This window comes from Binatus sp. (SeqCode) (assembly GCF_035272065.1).
Lineage (GTDB): Bacteria > Desulfobacterota > Binatia > Binatales > Binataceae > Binatus.
The window spans coordinates 88448-108323 of the sequence record NZ_DATEQZ010000025.1 but is presented as its reverse complement, the minus strand read 5'-3'; the positions used below and the strand labels follow the sequence as shown (position 1 = coordinate 108323).

19 protein-coding genes are annotated in these 19876 nt (G+C 62.6%); 11 read left to right on the top strand and 8 right to left on the bottom strand.

The annotated features are described in order from the left end of the window. Positions 1–10: 10 nt before the first annotated feature. The 6 genes from VJX68_RS03550 (at position 11) to VJX68_RS03525 (ending at position 7416) form a co-directional block, all read left to right on the top strand. Positions 11–916, top strand: a complete 906-nt coding sequence (locus VJX68_RS03550) for a DUF58 domain-containing protein (protein ID WP_324094273.1) — start codon at positions 11–13, stop codon at positions 914–916. A gap of 2 nt (positions 917–918) precedes the next feature. Then, positions 919–2790, top strand: coding sequence for a BatA domain-containing protein (locus tag VJX68_RS03545; protein WP_324094272.1), 1872 nt, complete (start codon positions 919–921; stop codon positions 2788–2790). Then, complete coding sequence (locus tag VJX68_RS03540) at positions 2783–5368, top strand: VWA domain-containing protein (protein ID WP_324094271.1); 2586 nt, start codon at positions 2783–2785, stop codon at positions 5366–5368. Before VJX68_RS03545 ends, VJX68_RS03540 begins: the two co-directional genes overlap by 8 nt. Before the next feature lie 8 nt (positions 5369–5376). Further along, positions 5377–5946, top strand: coding sequence for a pyridoxamine 5'-phosphate oxidase family protein (locus tag VJX68_RS03535; RefSeq protein WP_324094270.1), 570 nt, complete (start codon positions 5377–5379; stop codon positions 5944–5946). 293 nt (positions 5947–6239) lie between these two features. After that, positions 6240–6962 (top strand): hypothetical protein, encoded by a 723-nt coding sequence (locus VJX68_RS03530; protein WP_324094269.1) that lies wholly within the window; start codon positions 6240–6242, stop codon positions 6960–6962. 55 nt (positions 6963–7017) lie between these two features. Then, a complete protein-coding gene (locus VJX68_RS03525) occupies positions 7018–7416 on the top strand; it encodes a hypothetical protein (protein ID WP_324094268.1) in 399 nt (132 codons plus the stop codon). Here the strand turns inward: VJX68_RS03525 and VJX68_RS03520 are convergent. From VJX68_RS03520 to VJX68_RS03510, 3 genes are all read right to left on the bottom strand, one after another. Further along, positions 7413–8588 (bottom strand): pyridoxal phosphate-dependent aminotransferase, encoded by a 1176-nt coding sequence (locus VJX68_RS03520; RefSeq protein ID WP_324094267.1) that lies wholly within the window; start codon positions 8586–8588, stop codon positions 7413–7415. The two genes, VJX68_RS03525 and VJX68_RS03520, sit on opposite strands and share 4 nt — an antisense overlap. A 208-nt stretch (positions 8589–8796) precedes the next feature. Further along, the gene (locus VJX68_RS03515; protein ID WP_324094266.1) at positions 8797–9000 is read right to left on the bottom strand and encodes a helix-turn-helix domain-containing protein; all 204 of its coding nucleotides are present in this window, start codon (positions 8998–9000) and stop codon (positions 8797–8799) included. Between the two features lie 303 nt (positions 9001–9303). Beyond that, positions 9304–10764 carry an acetyl-CoA hydrolase/transferase family protein gene (locus VJX68_RS03510; RefSeq protein WP_324094265.1) on the bottom strand — a complete coding sequence of 487 codons (1461 nt, stop codon included), beginning with the start codon at positions 10762–10764 and terminating at the stop codon, positions 9304–9306. Positions 10765–10869: 105 nt separating this feature from the next. Between VJX68_RS03510 and VJX68_RS03505 the strand changes: the two genes are divergently transcribed. Continuing rightward, the gene (locus VJX68_RS03505; RefSeq protein ID WP_324094264.1) at positions 10870–11469 is read left to right on the top strand and encodes a hypothetical protein; all 600 of its coding nucleotides are present in this window, start codon (positions 10870–10872) and stop codon (positions 11467–11469) included. 230 nt (positions 11470–11699) lie between these two features. On the opposite strand, the gene VJX68_RS03500 is transcribed toward VJX68_RS03505, so the two are convergent. Then, on the bottom strand, positions 11700–12041 hold the full coding sequence (locus VJX68_RS03500; RefSeq protein ID WP_324094263.1) for a bactofilin family protein: 342 nt from the start codon (positions 12039–12041) through the stop codon (positions 11700–11702). Between the two features lie 175 nt (positions 12042–12216). Here VJX68_RS03500 and VJX68_RS03495 point away from each other — a divergent pair, with 175 nt between their 5' ends. Both VJX68_RS03495 and VJX68_RS03490 read left to right on the top strand, forming a co-directional pair. Beyond that, positions 12217–14136: an alkaline phosphatase family protein gene (locus tag VJX68_RS03495; RefSeq protein WP_324094262.1), complete on the top strand. Its 1920-nt coding sequence runs from the start codon at positions 12217–12219 to the stop codon at positions 14134–14136. Positions 14137–14141: 5 nt separating this feature from the next. Then, the gene (locus tag VJX68_RS03490) at positions 14142–14927 is read left to right on the top strand and encodes an SDR family NAD(P)-dependent oxidoreductase (RefSeq protein ID WP_324094261.1); all 786 of its coding nucleotides are present in this window, start codon (positions 14142–14144) and stop codon (positions 14925–14927) included. A 130-nt stretch (positions 14928–15057) separates the two neighbouring features. On the opposite strand, the gene VJX68_RS03485 is transcribed toward VJX68_RS03490, so the two are convergent. From VJX68_RS03485 to VJX68_RS03475, 3 genes are all read right to left on the bottom strand, one after another. Next, positions 15058–16344 (bottom strand): hypothetical protein, encoded by a 1287-nt coding sequence (locus VJX68_RS03485; protein WP_324094260.1) that lies wholly within the window; start codon positions 16342–16344, stop codon positions 15058–15060. A 94-nt stretch (positions 16345–16438) separates the two neighbouring features. Beyond that, positions 16439–16891, bottom strand: coding sequence for a VOC family protein (locus VJX68_RS03480; RefSeq protein ID WP_324094258.1), 453 nt, complete (start codon positions 16889–16891; stop codon positions 16439–16441). A gap of 17 nt (positions 16892–16908) precedes the next feature. Beyond that, the gene (locus VJX68_RS03475; protein ID WP_324094257.1) at positions 16909–17676 is read right to left on the bottom strand and encodes a DUF6081 family protein; all 768 of its coding nucleotides are present in this window, start codon (positions 17674–17676) and stop codon (positions 16909–16911) included. 184 nt (positions 17677–17860) lie between these two features. Here VJX68_RS03475 and VJX68_RS03470 point away from each other — a divergent pair, with 184 nt between their 5' ends. Both VJX68_RS03470 and VJX68_RS03465 read left to right on the top strand, forming a co-directional pair. Continuing rightward, positions 17861–18295 carry a cupin domain-containing protein gene (locus VJX68_RS03470; RefSeq protein WP_324094256.1) on the top strand — a complete coding sequence of 145 codons (435 nt, stop codon included), beginning with the start codon at positions 17861–17863 and terminating at the stop codon, positions 18293–18295. 58 nt (positions 18296–18353) lie between these two features. After that, entirely contained in the window at positions 18354–19073 is a 720-nt protein-coding gene (locus tag VJX68_RS03465) for a class I SAM-dependent methyltransferase (RefSeq protein ID WP_324094374.1), read from the top strand. Between the two features lie 9 nt (positions 19074–19082). Here the strand turns inward: VJX68_RS03465 and VJX68_RS03460 are convergent, their stop codons facing one another. Continuing rightward, positions 19083–19868 carry an SDR family NAD(P)-dependent oxidoreductase gene (locus VJX68_RS03460; protein WP_324094255.1) on the bottom strand — a complete coding sequence of 262 codons (786 nt, stop codon included), beginning with the start codon at positions 19866–19868 and terminating at the stop codon, positions 19083–19085. Between the last annotated feature and the right edge of the window lie 8 nt (positions 19869–19876).

The window sequence follows — 19876 nt, the reverse complement described above, 5'->3', positions numbered from 1 at the left end:
GCGGCCGACGATGCTCGAGGCGCGCGCTTTCGAGCCCGAGTATTTGCGCAAGCTCGACCGCCTGGTTCTGGGTATCCAGCGGGCCCGTACCGTGCGCTCGGGCCAGCGCACGTTGGGCAGAATCCAGGGGCTCGGAATCGAACCGGAAAATTTCAAGGAGTACGCACCCGGCGACGATCTGCGCTTCCTCGATTGGAACGCATTCGCACGGCTCGACGAGTTGATGCTGCGAACCTACCGCGCCGATCGCCAGGTCGAGATCACCGCGCTGGTCGACGCGAGTGCGTCGATGGGATTGCCCGAGCGCGACGACAAGCTCGGGCTCGCGCTGGCTATAGGCGCGTCGCTCGCCTACATCGGGATGGCGGACAACGACGCGGTGCGAATCGGCGCGTTCGCGATGCATCGGGGGGCGATGAAGCTCGAAGCAACGCCGTTCCATCGGCGGCGCGAGTCGTACCTCAATTTCAAACCGTTTGTGACATCGGTGAGGGCGGGCGGCGAGACCCGGCTTGGTGCAGCCGTCGATGAATTGCTGCTGCAGCGCCGGCCGGCCGGGACGGTCGTGGTCATCTCGGATTTTCTGGTGAACGAAGGCGACGTCGAAGACGCGCTCAAGCGATTGGTCGCGGCGCGGCACGATGTAAAAGTGGTCCACGTTATGGGCGAGCAGGAGAGCACCGCCGCGTATCCGTCGGGACTGTATCGCGTACGCGACGCGGAGACTGGTGAAGTTCGCGAGACCGTGCTCGGCCCGGCGGGGGTCGCCGCGCTGCGGCGCAGTGTCGAGAAGATTGCCGCGCGCATCCGCGAGATCTGCATGGCGCACGCGATCACTTACGCGCAGGCATTCGGCGCGGTCAACCTGGAAAGCTTCATGGAACGTGAACTTCCGCTGCTGGGAATCGTGAGATAACCGTGGGCCTCCTCAATCCGCAGAACGTCATTTATGGACTCAGCCTCGCGCTGCTGGTGCTGATTTATCTGCGCTCGCGCTCCCGCCCGACGATTGAAGTGTCAAGCCTGATGCTTTTCGACGAAGCGCCCGCCCCGGCCGCGAGCGTCCGTCACGTGCGGATCGACCCGTTGTTCTGGCTTGAGATGCTGACTCTCGCGGCGTTGACGTTCGCGATCGCGGGATTATACGTGATGCGCCCGCCCTCGCCCGGTCACGGCCGCAGCCATGCGCTGGTGTTCGATCTCGGCGCCGGGATGAGTGCGCGTGAAGGCGCCGGCACCAGAATCGACCAGGCGCGCCAACAGGCGGTGGAGGTCATTGATCAAGCGCCGCCGGGAGACGAGTTCAGCGTCATCGCATACGCATTGGAAGCACAAATGCGGCATCCGCAGACGGCGAACCTGGCCGATCTGCGCAAGGCGCTCGGGGACCTCGTTCCGATGGCGGTACCCGCACGCACGGCGGCTCTCAGAGCGGCGCTGATTCGAGCCCGCAGCGCGTCGGAAATCGATCTGTTCGCCGATCGGCCGCCCGCACCGGCGATTCTGGTCGATGCCGGCTCGACGGCGCGCGTAAATTTCCACCCGGTCGGCTCCGGCGATTCCAACCTGGCGATCGTGTCGCTCGATCCAGGCATCCCGGGTTCGACCCGCGCCCGCGCCGAGATTCGCAATTTTTCCGCGCGGCCCCTTCCGGCAGAACTGGCTATCGATCTCGGCAACAGCGAGCAGTTCCATCAGACGATGATGCTCGCGCCGCGCGAACAGGTCGTCGTGGGGTTTGGACCGCTCCCGGCTGGCGGTCTGCTGCGCGCGCGAATCCTGACTCCCGATGCGATCGACGCGGATAACACTCGCTACGCGTACGCGCCGTCCGAAGTTGCGGCGCAAGTCCTGGTCCTTTCGCCTGACGCCGCGGTGCGCGACGACATCGCGCGCGTGCTGCTCGCCGTCAACGCAAATTTCCAGATCGAGACCGCCGATCCCGCCAAGTATGTCGCGCCATCCGGGCCGAATGCGAAGCCGCTCGAACTGGCTGTGATGCACGATTGCTACCTGCCCGCGGTCAAGGCGGAGTCCACGCTCCTTATATATCCGCCGCGGGCTGCGAAGAACGGAATCGGAATTTCGGTCGATGGAACTTTGGTGAGTGCCGATATTCGCGGCGACGCGACCGGCGAATCGACCGCGCTCAATTCCCTGGCGCTGGGTGCGACGCGGATCGTCGCGATCCCCGAATGGATGGATCTGCTCGCGACCGCGACCGCCACCGGCCATTCGTCGATTCCGATTGCCGCAGTCGGACGCGCTGCGGACGGTCCCGTCGGCGTATTGGCGTACGATGTCCGCGATCATCTTCTGCTTGCCCCCGACCATCTCGACGCGCTGGTGCTGACGGTCGATCTGATCAAGCAACTGACCGCGCCGCACGACATTTTGATCGTGCCGACTGGCGCTGATGTGAGCGTGCCCGCGACCGGAACCGCGCGCGTTATCCAACCCGACGCAAGCGTGCGCTCCGTCGCGGCCGACAAATGGGGCCGCGTGCGAATCCGTCCGTTGCAAGCCGGGCGCTACACGGTCGAATCGGGCGGCGTGACGACGCAGGTGCTCGCCAACTATTACGACGCCGCCGAGTCCGACGTCGGCGCAAAGCCGCAAGCCGAGCCGAGCGCGCCGGTGCGAAAGGCCGCGGCGGCATCGAACGCGCAATCAGCCAAAGAAGTGCAGCCGCTGGTCTTTATTTTGATCGCGCTCGCGTTGATCGCGCTGACAGTTGAATCCGCGATGCTGATTGGCCACACCTGCCGCTGGGGGATGCGTCATGTTTGATCGGCCGCATCTTCTCTGGCTGCTCGTGCTCGTGCCGCTGGCCGCGGCGCCGGGAATTGTCGCGATGCGTAGTGGATTGCGGCTGGCGGGCGCGGCGGCCGCGACCCTTCGCGCGCTGTGCGTCGTCGCTCTGGTCGCGATGCTCGCGGGGCTGCGCATTCCGGGGCGTATCGCTGCGCAAAGCGTCGCAGTGGTCGCGGTGCTGGATGAGTCGCACTCGGTGTCGCCCGATCAACACGAATGGATGCGCGGCCAAGTTGAACAGTTGAAGGCTGCGATGGGTCCGACCGACCAGCTTGGGATTGTCGGCTTCGGACGCGACGCGCGGCTGCTTGCGCCTCTGACCGATCCGCGGCTGATGGGCAATTTCGGCGACGGCGCCGATGGCGGCGCCACCAATATCGCCGGCGCGTTGACCGCGGCTGAGAGCCTGTTCGCGCCGGAAGCGGACAAGCGAATCGTGCTACTGAGCGACGGCAACGAGACCAAGGATTCCGCGATGACCGAGGTTCCCGCGATGCTCGAGGACGGCGTGCGAATTTTCGCCGCCGCGCCGCCGCCGTCGTCTACCGAGAGAGTCGCGGTCACCAACTTCTATTCGCCGGACGCGGTCCGCGCCGATCAGCGCTTTGCATTCAGGATCGACGTCCATAGCGAATCGCAGTCTCCAGTCGCCGCTAAGCTCAAGCTCTACAGTGACGACACTGCTGTCGGCGGAGAATCGATCACGCTCAAGCCGGGACTGAACCGTCTAGAGCTTCCGTATCGGCTCGACCGCGCGGGCGCGTACCTGATGAGCGCGGAAGTCTCGATTGCGCCGCCGCGCGTGGCGCTGAATCCGCGGGTCGAGGCCGCGATCTCGGTGACCGGCGCGCCACGGATTCTGATCGTCTCGGTCGCGCCGCCGGAAAGTCTCGTGACCGCGCTCAAGATGCGCAAGTACCAGATTGCCTTCGTGTCGCCGCGCAGCCTGAGCGAACATCCGGTGGATTACCTGCCCTATCAGCTCGTGATCCTCGACGACGTGCCCGAGGGCTCGCTGACGCCCGCCGCGCAGCACGCGCTCAATCGCTACGTCGCCGATTACGGTGGCGGACTGGTCGCGACGGGCGACACGCTGCGCGAGGAGAGCCTGGCCGGCAGCGAGCTGGAAAAGGCGCTGCCGGTGAAGTTCCTGCCGCAGCCGCCGCCACCGTCGCGCGAGCCGATCGCCGTTTACCTGTGCATCGATCGTTCGAACTCGATGAGTTACGACTCGCGCTATCCCGCCGTTCGCGACGGCGAGCGAATTCGCTACGCCAAGGAAGCCGCGATAGCACTCCTGCGCCAGCTCGACGATACCGACTTCGCCGGTGTGATTGCGTTCGATTCGCAGCCGTACGTGCTCGCGCATCTGCAGCCGCTCGGCGAGGATCGCGGCGAGCTCGAAAATCGCATTGACCGCCTGCAACCCGGCGGCGGCACCGATTTCAAGGACGCGCTCGAAATCGCCGAACGCGAGATTCTGCAGAGCGGCATCCCGGTGCGCCAGGTAATCCTGCTCACCGACGGCGACACCAACCGCCAGTATCACGACCACGACGATCTTATCGCAGAATTCGCGCGCCAGCACATTCCCGTCTCGACCATCCGCATCGGCCCCGACCTCGCCAACCTCGAGCTGCTGCAGGACTTCGCGCAGGCGACCGGCGGCATCTTCTATCGCGTGCAGGATATCGAGAAGCTGCCATTGCTGCTGGTCGGATTGACGCGCGAAGCGATGAACCGGCGCAAGCAGGATCGCACCAGCGTCGAGGCCGGCGAAGCGACCGCGATGCTCTCCGGCATCGACATCAAGGAGATTCCGCCGATCGATTTTTTTGCGGCGACTGAGCCAAAAAACGGTGCGCAAGTCGCGCTCAAGGTCGCGCGCGCCGACAAGACTGCACCGCTGCTCGCGTCGTGGCAATACGGACTCGGCCGCACCGCGATTTTCGCCGCCGATCCCGATTCACTCGCGACGCTGAGCTGGATTCGATGGAACCGCTACGTGGAATTCTGGTCGCAGCTCGCCAACTGGACGATGCGCCAGGGCGACTCCGGGATGTTCACGATGCGCGTCCACGGCGCGCCCGACGGATCGATCACGGTCGAGGCTGAAAAGGCCGATCCCGATCCCGTGAGCAACCTGGTCTGCCGCATCACCGGCCCGGGACGCGCTATCGACGTTGCGATGACCGAGGCCGACGCCTCGATCTATCGCGGCGAAGTCGGGCCATTGCCGCGCGGCAAGTACGTTGCGACATTGATGTTCAAGGCGGGCGATTCCGAAAAAGTCCTCGAGCAGCGCGAATTCGCCACCGCCGGATCGATTCCGGCCGACACCGCCGAACTGCGCATCAAGCCGCCCAATCTCGAACTGCTGCGCCGGTTGTCGACCGCGACGCACGGTGCCTTCGACGCTACCCCCGCGAGCATCGCGCGCCACGGCAGTCAGACCGTGGCGTTTCGCCGCAGCGCGGATCCGTGGCTGATTCCGGTTGTGATAATGCTCTTCCTGGGCGAAGTTTTCGTGCGTCGCCGTTATCTCGGGGATTGAAATTGACGATGGAGCCGATCGTGAAAATTTCCGCCGCCAATTTTCCTCATTTCCTGGCCGCCGCCGCGCTCCTGCTCGCGCTTGCCGCTCCCGCCGCGACCGCCCTCGCTGCCGCGTCACCGCGCGACGTCGACGCTCTCGCCAAGGCCACTTACATCTATATCGCGACGGTTCGCAAAGACGGCAACCAGAGCAAGGCCGCGCCCGTCTGGTTCATCACGACCGCCGACAACCAGGTCCTCATCGAAACTTCGCCCTCCAGTTGGAAGGCCAAGCGAATCAAGCGCGGCAGCCCGGCAATGATTTGGATCGGCACGCGCACCGGCCCGGCATTCATCGGCAAGGCGGAAATTGTCACAGATACTGCTCTGCAGGATCAGGTAATCGCGGAGTACCCAAAGAAATATCTGCTCGCCCGAATCGGCTTTGCGCGTCCGTCTCGCGCCAAACTGAACCGGGGCCAAATCGTCGTCATTCGTATTTCGCCGGCGCGCGATTTGCCTGACGGATTCCAGTCCGCGCCCGGCACTCCCGTGCCCCTTCCCGACGAGAAGCCAAAACCCGCCAGCGCCCAATAGAACGCGTCTTGAAATTGGGCTGCTATTAAGCCAGCATGCCGCCCTATGCGTTTAGTTCGACTGGCTATCGCTTTGGTCGTTACCGCTCTGGTGGCGAGTGCGAACTGTTTTGCGAGTGACCTGTTCTCGCTGCGCGATCCGAGTTTTGATCTGCTGACGCCCGCGCCACATCAAATCGACCTCGAAGCCGACGACGCCTACATGTACTTACTCGGCTCCAACACGCTGCGGCGCGCATCAACTCGTTTCCCGACAGCGCGATCAGCCTGCAGCACGACCTCGGCGTCTCGCAGTTGCAGTTGCCCGAGGTGCTGCTCACCTACTGGTTCGACAGCGTCAATGCGGTGAATTTCCAATTCAGGTACTACGGCATCTACGGCAGCAAACCTCAGACGCAGCCGCTGGCGTTTGGCGGAACGATAATCGCCCCGCCGACGGCGTCCGCAACCCAGGCGCAACAGACCCAGAAGCTGAATCCCGGCGGTACGCGATGGTACACGTTCGGCGGATATTACGAGCGCCGCCTCACACCGCTATACGAGAATTACGAATCTGGATTGCCGCAGTTTCTCCAGGGATGGGACTCGCGCGCGCGGATCGGACTCGAGTTCACCTACAACGATTTCCGAATCAACGACGGAACCCCGCTTTTCAGCCAGGTCTCGCCGTTCGAAGCCCGCATCCGTTTCCACGACAAGGGATTGCCGATACCGGTAATCGGCATCGAGGAGCGGCATTGGCTGGGTTACAACTTCGCGTTCGAGGCGACTGCGCAGGGCTACTGGGCCAACAAGTGGAATTCCGGCCGCAGCGAAGGCGGAACGGTTTACGACTCGCAGTCCGGTTTCGAAACTCACTGGCGCATCATTTACTCGAACCCCCAGTACCGCGGCTTCTCCCCGTTCGCGGGCCTGAACTACAACTACACGAAGTACACGCAGACTTCCGCGGGCGTCGGCAACTTCCTGCGCGTGCAGTTGTTCGGTCCTGAGGTCGGCTTCAACTGGAGCATCTGATCTTCGCCTGACATTGTCGCTGGCCTCACGCGCGCCGCGGAGTTATATCAGGATCGTGGCCAACGATTCCCCATCTGCGCTGATCAAGTGCGCGCTCAACTGCCGATGCCCGGTATGCCGCAGCGGCGCGATTTTCCGCTCGCACTTCAGGATGAATCGCGAATGCCCGCGATGCCACGTCGTGTTCTGGAAGGATCCCGGCGAGACTCTCGGCGCGATGTATCTCGACTTCGCGGTGGCCGCCGGCTCGTTCCTGGTATGCTGGGCGATTCTCGCCTTCGCCACGCACCTCTCTGATATCGTCGAGATTTTTATTTTGTGCGCCATCGCATGCGGCAGCGTGCTGCTCTGCTACCCGCTCACCCGCAGCGCCTGGACGGTGTTGGTCTATCTCTCCGGCGGCATCGAACGCCCGCGCCTGCGCACAATCCAGGGCGGCAAGAAGTCGGCTTAGCGCGCTGCCAGCTTCTCCTGCAAATGGCTCAATCGCTCGGCGGCCGCCGCAATCGTCTCGTCGCTCTTCGAAAAAGTGAATCGAATCTTCCGATGCCCCAATTCCGCGCGATGATAAAAGCTTGAGCCGGGCACCGCGGCGACCCCGACTTCATCGAGGATAAAATCCGCCGCCGCGAAGTCGTCCTTGAATCCCAAGCCGCCGATCTCCGACACAATGTAATACGCGCCGTCGGGATTGCTGGATTCCAGGCCCGCCCGCGTGAGCGCCGTGTACAGCGCGCCGCGCTTGCGCTCGTACATCGCGGTCAGCTCCGCATAAAACGATTCCGGCAGCCGCAGCGCGACCGCGCCGGCTTCCTGCAGCGGATGCGGCGCGCCGACGGTCAGAAAATCATGCACCTTGCGAATCGCCGTCGTGATCCGCTCGCTGGCGATCGCATACGCCAGGCGCCAGCCCGTAATCGAGTAGGTCTTCGACAGCCCGCTGATAGTCACCGTCCGCTCGGCCATCCCGGGCAGGCTCGCGATCGAGATATGCCGCGCGCCGCCGTAAATGATGTGCTCGTAAATCTCGTCGGTGATCGCCAGCGTATCATGCCGCTGGCATAACGCGGCGATCACCTCGAGCTCGGTGCGCGTGAACACCTTGCCGCTCGGATTGTGCGGAGTGTTGATCACGATCGCCTTGGTGCGCGGCCCGAACGCCGCCTCCAGCTCCGCGCGATCGATCGAAAAATCCGGATCGCGCAGAGCCACGTAGCGCGGCGTCGCGCCCGCCAGGATCACGTCGGGCCCGTAGTTCTCGTAGAACGGCTCGAAAATGATCACCTCGTCGCCCGGATTGATCACCGCCAGCATCGTCGCGATCATAGCCTCGGTCGCGCCGCAGGTTACCGTGATGTTGCGGTCGGGATCGCACGCGATGCCGTTATAACTGCGCACCTTGTCCGCAATTGCTCGGCGGAAATTCGGCGAGCCGTGAGTGATCGCGTACTGATTGTATTCTTCGTCGATCGCGCGCTTCGCCGCTTCCTTGATTTCAGCCGGCGCCGCGAAGTCGGGAAACCCCTGCGCCAGGTTCACCGCGCCGCACTTGAGCGCCCGCCGCGTCATCTCGCGGATTACCGATTCGGTGAATAGGCGCGTCTTGGAAGAAAGATCAGTCGGCATGACTCTGCGAGATTACCGCGCGAGGTCGCAGTCTAGCCGCGCACGAGTGCGCGCGACAACTTACGCGATTTTGCATGTCAGCTTGAAATCCAGAATCAGTCTGCGAATTTCGGACTGGAGGTGACTTCAGCGACAGATCGGGTTCAGCGATACTCGGACGGTTTTGAAAATTCGACGGCAGACCGCCGCAGAGTTGCGAAGCCGTCCGCTAATCCGCCGCTTCCTCTTCCAGCACGCCGGGTCCCTGGCGCAGCCGCCATTCATCGATTACTTCGACGTTGAAGCGCCAGTCGCTGCCGATCTTGAAACCGGGCAACTGTCCCTTCTTGAGCAGGCGGTAGATCGTCGAGCGATGTACGCGCAGATACTCGGCTAGCTCGTTCACTGTCAGTACTTTGGTGGAGGATGGCATCCGTTCACTTCCTCTTTAATGCGCCTACCCGTTCTTAGGCTGGCAAACAGACTATCATAAAAGTTGAACTACGCTATAGACCCTCTTATTGGACTATTTCCCGCACAAGGTCAAGCCTTGCTGGGATATACCAAGCGGCATTGTGCTATTCAGCACTGAATCGGGGCGGTTTCCGTGAATCGGAAATATTTACTCGAACGGTAAATTTAACCGCGAGGTCTCGCGGAATAAAGCCTCAGCCGCGCACGCTGCTGTTCGGCTCGACGTCCCGCTCTATCAAAAGCTGGGCTTCAAAATCTCGATTCAACCGAACAACCGGTTGGCGGCTTCTCTCAGCTCGGCGCGGTGGTCCGGATGGGCAATCGCGATCAACTCGGCCGCGCGCTCGCGGTGGTTCTTGCCCAACAACCGCGCGATTCCGAATTCAGTCACGACGGTATCGGCGAAGTAGCGCGGCACCGTCACCAATGCGCCCGCTTCGAGTTGCGGCACGATACGCGAGATCGCGCCACCCACCGCCGTCGATTGAAGCAGCGTAATTGCGCGTCCGCCGGGGCATAGAAACGCGCCGATATGCGTCTCCGGCTGCCCGCCTGTCCCGTTCATCATCCGCGCGCCGAGCACGCTCTCCGAATTAATCTGTCCCGTCAGATCGATCGCGATCGCATTGTTGATCGACGTCTGCCGATAGTTCGCTGCAACCGTCTCAATCTTGAGCACGTCCTCGGGATCGTAAATCTCGAACGCCGGGTTGTCGTCGATTATCCGCAGGTCGTCGGGATCCGAGCCCGACCACGCGACCGCGACCGCCTTGCCCCGATGTATTGTCTTGCGCCGCCCGTTGATTATCCCCGCGTCCACCAGCCGCGCGATTCCCGGCGCGACCATCTCCGTATGCAGCCCCAAGTCGTGCTTGCCGTCGAACGCGCCCATCCGCGGCATCTGCGAGCTGGGATCGCCGACCCCGATCTGAATCGTCACGCCGTCCTCGACCAGCTCGCCCAGGTACCCCGCAATCGCCTTGAACTCCGCGGGCGGCGGCGTCAGGCCGAGCAGCACGCGCAGATTCGCAAGCGGTGTGCGTTGCAGGTACTGAACGATCGGCCAGATACGCTCGACTCCCACGTCTGCGATTATGGTGCGGATGCCCTCGCGTTTTTCAGTGTCCATGGTAGCAAGCGCACTTTCGATCACGGCATGATCTGGCGGTGGCGGAGTTCCTTCGACGAAATACTCGAACTCCGACACGTGCATGTACACGTCGCCGTAGGTGCGCGTCATGCTCGCGTCGACTTCCGCGATCGCGTGCCGCGCGCGCCGCGCGTACATCCGCTTGTTCCACTGATGCGGCCCGAAGCTGACGAATCCCTTCGCGTTGGGCGTGGTGACGTTGACGAAAGTGAAATCAATCGGCTTGTCTTCGGCCGGCCGCTCATCGTGCGGCTTGAACGCGGTCGAAAACAAATTGGGCAGGTACGTCGCCTGCTGCCGGTCGTGCGCCGGACGTCCGAGGTTGCCGATAAACAGCTCGAACTCGATCCTGAAACGCGCCGCGATGTCTCCGCCCAGCCATCCCGGATCGGTAAGCGGCGACGACATCCTGAGATCGACAACGCCGTCGAGCTGCTTGCCCCGCGCCGCCAGCGCGCGTTGTATCACTGTCCCCGCCGCCAGCGGAAAATCCACCCGCATCCCCGGCTTCACCATGGCGGCCGCTTCATCCGCCGAAATCGTGCGCGATCGGTAGTACTCCTGCCAGTTCATTCCGCGTTTCCTCTTGGCAAGTAGGGTCTTCGAGCCGCCACAATGGCCCAACTCGCGAACGCTGGCAAACTTGTTCGCTTCCACCCGAGCGGTTAGCTTTCGAGCATGCTGATTGCCGACGGCGAGTTCCGCTACGACATCCGCAAAGCCGGCGAGTTGATAGCCGTCGAAACTGAAACGCTCGCATGGGGGATGATTCGCGGCGTCCGGCGTCCCGCGAGCGGCTCCAACGTCTACGAAGTCGAAGCCGAACTAGACGACGCCGGCCTCGTGCGGCGCGTAGTCGTGAGCTACAGCCGCGGCCCGTTCAGTCGCAATGCCACCTACGTAGCCGCAGACAATTTTCTGCGCGGCAACATCAGCGCTGGAGGCAGCCGCAACGACTTGACCACCAAGCTCGGCCGCTACAGCGAAGTGGATGCGGACCTAGTCATCTTCCGCGCGCTGATCATCGCGCATATTCGCGACCGGAAGCAGACGCGATGGACCGGACGCGTCGCTGCAATCGATGCGAACACTCTAGTTGCTGCCACCGGCAAACAGTCGTGCCGCCAGCGGAGCAGCGACCCTCATGTGTGGATTTACGAGCCGCGGATGGGCGACGCCGAGGAAATTGAAATTGACGACTCAGGGCACGTGGTGCGCCGCCGCGACTCGCGCGGCGTCGAAACGATTTTGGTTTCTAAGACCCCAGTTAGTGAGTAGTCAGGCTTTGCTGACGCGTTCGCAGAACCCTCACCTACCGGCCGCGATGCGGCCGTCCGCCTCTCCCGTGAAAATAACGGGCGAGGTAAGAGTCGGACGGCTCCACTCAAAACGGTTCTAACCGGGACGAAGTCCCGCATTTTTTCTGAATACTGGGTGCAGGGGTCACCCCTGCCGAAGGAAGTGTGAAACCCACCGCGGGTTTCACATTCGATTAGTGACGCTTCCCCCTACGCCGCAAGCTTCTTCGTCGGCATCTTGCAATCGCCGTCGAATTGCGCGCCCTCGTTGAGCACCAGGCTCGGCGTGCTGATCGTGCATTGCACTCGCGCCGTCGCCATCAACTCGACCCGCTCGCGCGCTGTCACTTCGCCGCTGAACGCGCCCGCAATCGTCACCTTGCCCGCGGAAATTCGCGCGCTCACCACCGCGCCGGTCGCGATTACAACTTCATCCCCGCTGATCTCGCCTTCCGCTTCGCCCTCGATTTTTACCGGGCCGCGAAAGTTGAGTTTGCCCGAGGCCTTGGTGCCTTTTCCGATTTTCGATTCGAATTCTTCGTTGAGCGCCATATACTGATTGCCTTTCCCGGTTTGGGGTTTCACTATTGCGGGAATGCGCGCGCACACGCAAACGCGCAGGCTAGCTCGCTGATGTGAACGAAACGTCAGGTAGTGCGCCGTAATTGTCTTGCACGCGTCATCTCGCGCGGCGCAATGTTTTTTGACAAGGAGACTTGCGAAAAAAATGAATCGTGAATCCGACCAACTGCGCGAGCATGGACCTGAACGCCGGGGCGGCAATGGACTCGATCCGCATCAGTACGATTCCGGCGACGCGACGATCCTCGCGCTGCTCGCCGAGACCCCGGCCGCCGACCACGTCGATCTCGCGATCACGTGGCGTGCCGACGCATACGAAGTGTGGTCGCGCCGCGGGATGATTCGCTTCAAGCGCTTCGCCGGCGTACAAGGCGCGCTGTCATTCGAAGTCGTCGAGCAGATCGGCGAGAACCCGATCGCAAATCAGGATCCGTTCATCGTCTCAACCATTGACGAGGAACTCGACGCCGCCGACCGCAGTGGCAATCGCACCGACGATCCCAATCGCGCGTACTTCGAGCCGCACGTGATGAGTCATCCGTACGCGTACGAGCGAATCGCGCAGCTCTTCGACAGCCCGCGCGCCCCCGACTTGATCGTCAGCTCCAAGGCTTACGCTTACGGCATCCAGCCGGGGCAGCATGGCGCGCTCGACGTCGTGCAATGCCGCGCGCCGCTGGTGTTCAGCGGTCCGGGAGTCCGCCGCGGACTCTTCAAGCTGAACGCCCGGCAAGTCGATGTAGCGCCGACGATCGCGAGCCTCGCGGGAATCCCGAAAATCGCCGGCCTCGACGCGTCGGGCTCGCCCGCCGAGGTTTACCTGAAGCGCCAGGACGGCAATCCCCTTGACGAAATAATCGACGGCAAGGCCGAGCGCCCCAAGCGTGTGTACATGTTCCTGCTCGATGGCCAGTCGCATTCGGAACTCCGCCATCAGCTCGACACCAATCCTGGCGTGATTCCAAATCTCGCCGGCCTCGTCGAGCGCGGCGCGATGCTCTCGCACGGCTCGATCGTCAACTTCCCGAGCATCACGTGGCCCAGCCATTCGACGATTTTGACCGGTGCATGGTGCGGGCATCACGATGTCGTCAATCCCACCTTCCACCTGCGCGAGCATCGCGAGACCGTGCCGATTCAGGGCAACGTCTTCGAGACCGAGCGCTTTCTGAATCACGACGTCGAGACGCTCTACGAGGCCTTCAAACGCGCCGGTGGCGACGGCACGATCACCGCGTCGATCCACGAGCCGCAGGGACGCGGCGCCGATCACGCGGTGTTCGAGCGGCGCATCGTTGGTGACAAGGCTCGCCTCAAAGCGCTCACAGCGGAAATGATTTCCGACGTAAGTCCGCGATGGGCCGCGGACAACATGCCTGCGATGACGCGCGAAGAAATCGTGGACATCCGCGGCATGGCGCAAGTGATCAATCTTTTCGACCATTGCGGCGGCGATGCGCCTGTGTTCGTCGCGCACGAGTTCGTGATTACCGACGGCGCCGGTCACGACTACGGCCCGCATCACGAGGGCCTGCGCGAGGCGCTCTATCGCACCGACAAACGAATCGGCGCCGTGCTCGACTTGTTCCGCGCGCGCGGCCTGCTGGAATCCACCCTGTTCGTCGTCACTTCCGACCATGGGATGGCAGCGCAGCGCATCGAGCTAAAGGCGAACCCGGCGCGCGAGCCCGAGCGCGCGGGGATCCAGGGCGTGTTTGCCGAGCCGATGATCTACCTTCGTGACCTGCGCGTCGAGCTCGAACGCGCGCGCGACCTGCGCAGCCTCCGCGTCACCGTGCTGGACAACGATCACCTGCCCGACGGCGAGCATCCGCCGGTCGCCGGCGCACGCGTCACGATCCACGGCCGCGGCGGCGCCGTCATCGCGGAAACGCGAACGCCCGAGAGCGGCCGCGTCGCATTCGCGACGCCGGCCGACGTCTCCGACGCCGAACTGACGGTGAGCGTCGAGCTGAAAGGCTTCAACTCTCGCAAGCTGAAAGCCGACGGCACCTCGCTCGCCAAAGATATCCGCCAAATCCTCTACGCGAATCTGAATTCATAAAGCTGATGGGCGACCACGACCTCGAAGGCAAGATAGCGATTGTAACAGGCGGCACGCGCGGACTCGGCCGCGCAATCGCGCTCGGCCTCGCGCGCCTGGGCGCGACCGTCGCGATGAACTATCGCCGCGACGAAGCGAGCGCCGAGAAAACGCTCGCAGACGTCCGCGCGATTGCGCCGCGCTCGATTCTCATCAAGGCCGACCTCGAAGACGACGCGCAGGTGCGCGCGATGGTCACGCGCGCCGCCTCGGAGCTGGGCGGCCTCGACATCTTGATCGCGAACGCGGCCGCGACCGCGTTCAAACCGCTGCTTGAAACGAAGCCGCACAATCTCGCGCGCACCTTTGCGCTCAGCGTCAACGGCTTCGTCGCCGCGGTCCAGGAAGCGAACAAGGTGATGCGCGACGGCGGGCGCGTGCTGATGATTTCCGGCATCGACTCGATTCGCAATCTGCCCGGCCACGGCGTGCTCGGCGCCGCGAAGGCCGCGCTCGAGAGCATGGTGCGCGACTTCGCCTTCGAGCTCGGCCCGCGCGGCATCACGGTCAACGGCCTCAACGTCGGCTACATCGACACCGACTCCGCGCGCTTCTACGCCAACTATCTGGGCGACAACTACGAAGACTTTCAGCGCCGATGCGCCGAGCGCTCGGCCCTGAAGCGCCTGCCAACCCTCGATGAGATTGCCGCCGTCGCCTGCCTGCTCTGCCTCCCAGCCGCCAGCTACCTGACCGCCCAAACCATAATGGTCGACGGCGGCTTCACGTTGAGCTTCCCCGGCGTGAGGTGACCCCCGCTGATTCGTGTTTTGGTCACCTGAAGTAAAAACATTTCACGTGAAACCTTCACGCCTGGATCCTAGGAAATAACGCGATTTTCGAGAAATTAGCCGTAATTCGGCTGGATCGCGCCGAATCCGCTTACAGCTTCGCTTGCGGCCGTTTAACGCTTGAGGGAAACCAGCCGATGCCGGCGAGCACGGCGAGGAATGGAATTGCCGGCGAGCGAAATCGCATCGAGATCGCGTCCGTGTAGATCGAGGCCGTCAGGATCAGCATCAACGCCGCGCCGAGGAGTATCCATTGCTCCCAATCTCGCGGCCGGCGCCATACCGCGCAAAATACTCCAATCCACATCACGGCGAGCACGACGCCCTGGAAGGCGGTCGCGGCAAATTGAATCGACGCCAATGCACGAGGGTTTGTGATCAATCCCTGCCAACCCGTTTGCAGCCTGTACGGTTCAATCGCAAGTCTGATGAATCCCGCGAGAGTGTTGATCGCGAAGTCGATTGGATGCGCGAGAATTACCGAGACCGACCTGGACAGCATGAAATTTGAAAGTGCAGGATCGTTTTCGAGCGCTGAGATAGTAGGGTCGGAGCCGTAGAGCTGCCCGAATTCAGCATCGCCGGGGATTTCTCGCGCGGGCACCAGCACTGCGGCATCGTGAGCGAACGAAAGCTGGACACTTTCAAGCGGCACTCGATCGTGACGCGCGATAACCGCAGGCGCCGTGTACAAATAGAGATTCATCGGACCTTCAACGGTCAAGGTAAAGACGCCAGCCACGCGCTCGTTGCGAACCGCCCATGCGGCGATGATCAAAATTGCTGCCGACAGAGCAGCGAGCGCGCCCCGCCAACTTCGTTTCGCGATAAACGGCATCGCCACGAGCGGGACGAGCACCAGGGCGACTGGACGAATCAGGGCGGCAATACCGAGCGCCGCGCCGGCAACGAACGGACTGCCCTCGAGCGCGGCGAAGATCGCGGGCGTCAGCACCGCCTGGAAAAGCGCTTCGGTGATGAACTCCTTGCTATTCAGTATCGTCGGGACATCGACTGCGACGATCGCCGCGGCGAGGATTCCAGCGACCGGGCCGGCGCGGCGTCCGGTAAAACTGGCGGCCCACAAGCATACCAGCGCGCCAAGTGAGGCTTGTATCGCAATCGCAAGACGGAGATGGGCGAGAAAGGGAAATAGAAAGACCGGATATCCCGGCGTGCGCATCAGCTCGGGAGGGCCGCAGCGCTCGATGTACGGTGCGACGCCGCAGCCAGCTTTGAGTCCACGAGCGAGCGCGAGATAGAGATGTGAGTCGGCGCCGACCGCCCAATCGGAGCCGGGCCGCAGCAGCCATATCGCGCGAAGGATAAACGCGAGCACCACGACCGCGGCGAGCTGGACGCGACGACTAAGTTTCACGTGAAACACTCGCATCTGAAATCGAGCAAATACGATGGCTCCCTAGAAATTAGATGTGGTCGCAATTCGCTGGCAGCCGTCTTCCGCGGCGATTTCAGGATTGAGATTTGCGCTGCGCGATGGCGTCGGCGGCGGCTGCGACTGCCTGCCATCCTTCGGGGGGAATGTAGTTCATTTCGAGGCGGGTGCCGTCCGGATCTTCGCAGACCAACGAATAGTAGCCGGGCCAGAACGGGCCGGGCTCGGCGGGGAAGATAATCTTCGCGCCGATTTCTTTGAGCATCGCGTAGCACGAATCAACTTCGGCGCGGCTGCGCGCGCGGAACGACAGGTGATGCAGTCCGGTGCGCCATTGCGAAAATCGGTCGCCGGCCGGCGCCGCATGTCCCATGACGAACATGTACTCGTCCGCGAACCATCCGACTCCTAGCGGTGACTCGAAGTAACGGCGCATCCCGATGTGAGTCATCAGGCGATCGTAAAATTTCAGGCACGCATCGTAGTTGCTGACCGTCAGCGTGATATGACCAAACCCGGCGAATTCCATTCGAGTACCCCTTGTTCTTAGCGCGCCGTCGTTGTGATCCGGATGTTGCCCCATTTGCCGACTGCGCCCTGGCCGTGGCAAGAGACGCTGCCCTTGCCGGGCGCGATATCCTTTTCGCTCATCAGGCCGAGCGCGAGCGTGCACGGGCCGAGCTTGAACGGGACGTTGGAATATTGGCGCACCTGCTTGCCGTCAATCGAGAAGGTCACGCGGTCGGCGGCGGAGTCGTATGCGATTTCAAAATGATGGAGCTGGCCAGGCGCGGTCGCGTCGCGAATTTCCTCGAACAGGCAGAAGTGGCGCGGGCCGTGCGCGGGATCGACGATCGGCACGCCGGGGAACGGCAGTTTGCCATACACCGTCGCGATCGTTTCGTTACCGACGAAGAAATCGAGCGCCGCGCCAGTAGAGAAGTCGAGCACGTTGAACGAAACGAAGCCGTCGTACAGATCGCCGGGCACGCCGTCGATGATGGTGGCGGCGAGGTCGATCGAAAACGTGATCGTACCGCCGTCGGGGCATGCGAAGGTGCGCGTGCTGAAGTACATGTGCTTGGCGTTGTCGAGAAACTGGATCGTGCCGTGGCCGCGCGTGTAGGGCACCGCGGCGACGCGCAGAAATCCGTCCTGCACGATCACCACGGCGTCGGGCTCGCGATACTGCCAGAAGCCGCCGTCGGGCAGCGGGAAGCCGGCGGGCATCCAGTCGCCCTCGCCGGTGACGACCGATGTGAAGTTCGAGTACTCGATAATTTGGTTGGCGGACGGGGCTGCGGTCTTGCTCATGCGAGAAAAGATACTGGATACGGAATGATGAATCACCTTCGCGGTGGGCGGCAAGGGTGACCCCTTGCAACCCAGTTTCTATCGCAATGGACACTGGGTGCAGGGCTCAGCCCTACCGCCCACCGCGCAGGTGATTGCGCCGATCCGCGGGTGGGGAAACAATGGGTCGTAGCGGAGGGCTCCCATGGCGCAACAAACTAAAGACTCCGATCGTGCGCGACAGGCCGATCAGGCAAAGCATCAAGCAAGGCATCCGCACAACGAAAATTTTCTAGCGCAAGGCGGATCGGTCGCCGTCGATATTCGGGCGGAGATTGCGCGCCTCAAGGGCGAGCCGGCGTGGGCCAGCGGCGATCGGCACGGCAGCTCGCTGGTCAAGGGCGACGGCATCAACGTCGCGCTGATGATGCTGAAGAAGGGCGCCAAGCTGCAGGAGCATCACACGCGTGCGCCGATCACGGTGCAGGTGATCGAAGGCAAAATTAATTTTGTCGCGAAGGGCAGGACGCAGCTTGCGACCGCGGGGATGATTGTCGCGCTTGATCGCGCGATCGAACATTCGGTCGAGGCGCTCGAGGAAAGCGCGATCGTGCTGACCGTTGGCGGAGAGCAGATGTAGGTGGCGCTGTATGACGGATTGGAGTCGGGTATGACACGACGCGACAGGCGATCCGTACCTGCTTTCGCGATTGATCCATCATCTGCGTCCGCGAGCCGACAGACGCTACCTCGATATCGGATCGGGGACCGGGAATTACACGATCGCGATGCATCAGGCGGGCGTGCCGATTCGCGGACTCGAACTTTCGGCGGCGATGCTCGCGAGGGCGAAGGAGAAGTGCGCGGAGATCGCATGGCACAACGGCCGCGCCGAGGCGATCCCGTTTGCATCGGGCAGCTTCGACGGCGCCACCTGCACCTTCGTGCATCATCATATGGCTGACCCGGTCGCGGCGTTCAAGGAAGTCCATCGCGTGCTGACGCCAGGTGCGCGGTTCGTGATTTTCAACGCGACAGCCGACCAGATGCGGCATTGCTGGTTGAACGAGTATTTTCCGCGAATGATGACCGAAAAAGCGACAGCGCCGTACGAGCGATTCGTGACCGTCGACGTTCTTGAGTCGGTGAGATTCCGAATCGTATGCGAAGAAAAATACGACGTCACTCCCGACCTGAAGGACCTTTTTCTCTATTGCGGGAAGCATCAGCCTGAACGGTATCTCGATCCGCGCATCCGAAGCGGTATCTCGAGTTTCGCCGACGCCCCCGATCAGGAAGAAATCGCGCGCGGCGTGAAGCGTATCGCCGACGACATCGAATCGGGGCGCATCAACGATGTGATTCGCAAGTTCGCGTACGACGGAGGCGATTACATGTTCACTGTCGCTGAGCGATAGCGCGAAGACCTATACGCGGGCGCGGAGGCCGCCGTCCACTGCGATCGATTCCCCGGTTACGAAGCCTGCGGCGGGCGAGCATAGGTAGAGCAGGGCGCCGCCGAGTTCCTCGGGCTTCACCAGACGATTATCGGGTAGGTACTTGAGCAGGTTCTTGCTGAACTCATCGTTCTTGTTGGCGGGACTCGATTCGTCGTCGAGCCATCCGGCCTGAATTGCGTTGACGCGGATACCCTTGCGCGCCCATTCGAGCGCGAGCGCGCGTGTCAGGTTCAGGACCGCGGCCTTGGCCGCACAGTAGAGCGCCGCATTGGGGACGCCGCGTTCGGCCAGCACGGAAGTGACGTTTACGATGACACCTCCGCCGCGGGTGAGCATCACGCGCGCGCCTTCCTGGCACGACATCCACACCGTCTTGAGATTGTTCTCCATGACTTTGTCGAACGTGGTGTCGTCGCTGGCTTCGGCCGGTCCGTATGCGGGCGTGTCGAGCGTGTTGACCAGGATGTCCAATGCGCCGAGCTGTTTGGCGGTGAAATCGGCGGTGGCGGAAAGGTCAGCGCGCATCGACGCGCTCTGCACGCGAATGAGGGGCTTGACCCCGGCCGCATTGACGAGCTTGGCGACTTCCTTGATCTGCTTGTCGGTGCCGGGCTCCTGCGACGCGAGCACGATCTTGGCGCCCGCCTCTGCGAGAGTGACGGCAGCGGCGCGGCCGACAGAATGCTCGGCGCCGACGACCAACGCGCTTTTGCCTTCGAGGGAGAAATCATTCGACGCGTTGGACGAGGCCATCTTTACCT

Excerpts from the sequence above, each read along its gene's own strand:
- VJX68_RS03480 (WP_324094258.1), bottom strand. The coding sequence starts at position 16,891 with ATGGAATTCGCCGGGTTTGGTCATATCACGCTGACGGTCAGCAACTAC.
- VJX68_RS03490 (WP_324094261.1), top strand. The coding sequence starts at position 14,142 with ATGGGCGACCACGACCTCGAAGGCAAGATAGCGATTGTAACAGGCGGC.
- VJX68_RS03550 (WP_324094273.1), top strand. The coding sequence starts at position 11 with ATGCTCGAGGCGCGCGCTTTCGAGCCCGAGTATTTGCGCAAGCTCGAC.
- VJX68_RS03540 (WP_324094271.1), top strand. The coding sequence starts at position 2,783 with ATGTTTGATCGGCCGCATCTTCTCTGGCTGCTCGTGCTCGTGCCGCTG.
- VJX68_RS03535 (WP_324094270.1), top strand. The coding sequence starts at position 5,377 with ATGGAGCCGATCGTGAAAATTTCCGCCGCCAATTTTCCTCATTTCCTG.
- VJX68_RS03460 (WP_324094255.1), bottom strand. The coding sequence starts at position 19,868 with ATGGCCTCGTCCAACGCGTCGAATGATTTCTCCCTCGAAGGCAAAAGC.
- VJX68_RS03515 (WP_324094266.1), bottom strand. The coding sequence starts at position 9,000 with ATGCCATCCTCCACCAAAGTACTGACAGTGAACGAGCTAGCCGAGTAT.
- VJX68_RS03510 (WP_324094265.1), bottom strand. The coding sequence starts at position 10,764 with ATGAACTGGCAGGAGTACTACCGATCGCGCACGATTTCGGCGGATGAA.
- VJX68_RS03505 (WP_324094264.1), top strand. The coding sequence starts at position 10,870 with ATGCTGATTGCCGACGGCGAGTTCCGCTACGACATCCGCAAAGCCGGC.
- VJX68_RS03495 (WP_324094262.1), top strand. The coding sequence starts at position 12,217 with ATGAATCGTGAATCCGACCAACTGCGCGAGCATGGACCTGAACGCCGG.
- VJX68_RS03500 (WP_324094263.1), bottom strand. The coding sequence starts at position 12,041 with ATGGCGCTCAACGAAGAATTCGAATCGAAAATCGGAAAAGGCACCAAG.
- VJX68_RS03475 (WP_324094257.1), bottom strand. The coding sequence starts at position 17,676 with ATGAGCAAGACCGCAGCCCCGTCCGCCAACCAAATTATCGAGTACTCG.
- VJX68_RS03520 (WP_324094267.1), bottom strand. The coding sequence starts at position 8,588 with ATGCCGACTGATCTTTCTTCCAAGACGCGCCTATTCACCGAATCGGTA.
- VJX68_RS03470 (WP_324094256.1), top strand. The coding sequence starts at position 17,861 with ATGGCGCAACAAACTAAAGACTCCGATCGTGCGCGACAGGCCGATCAG.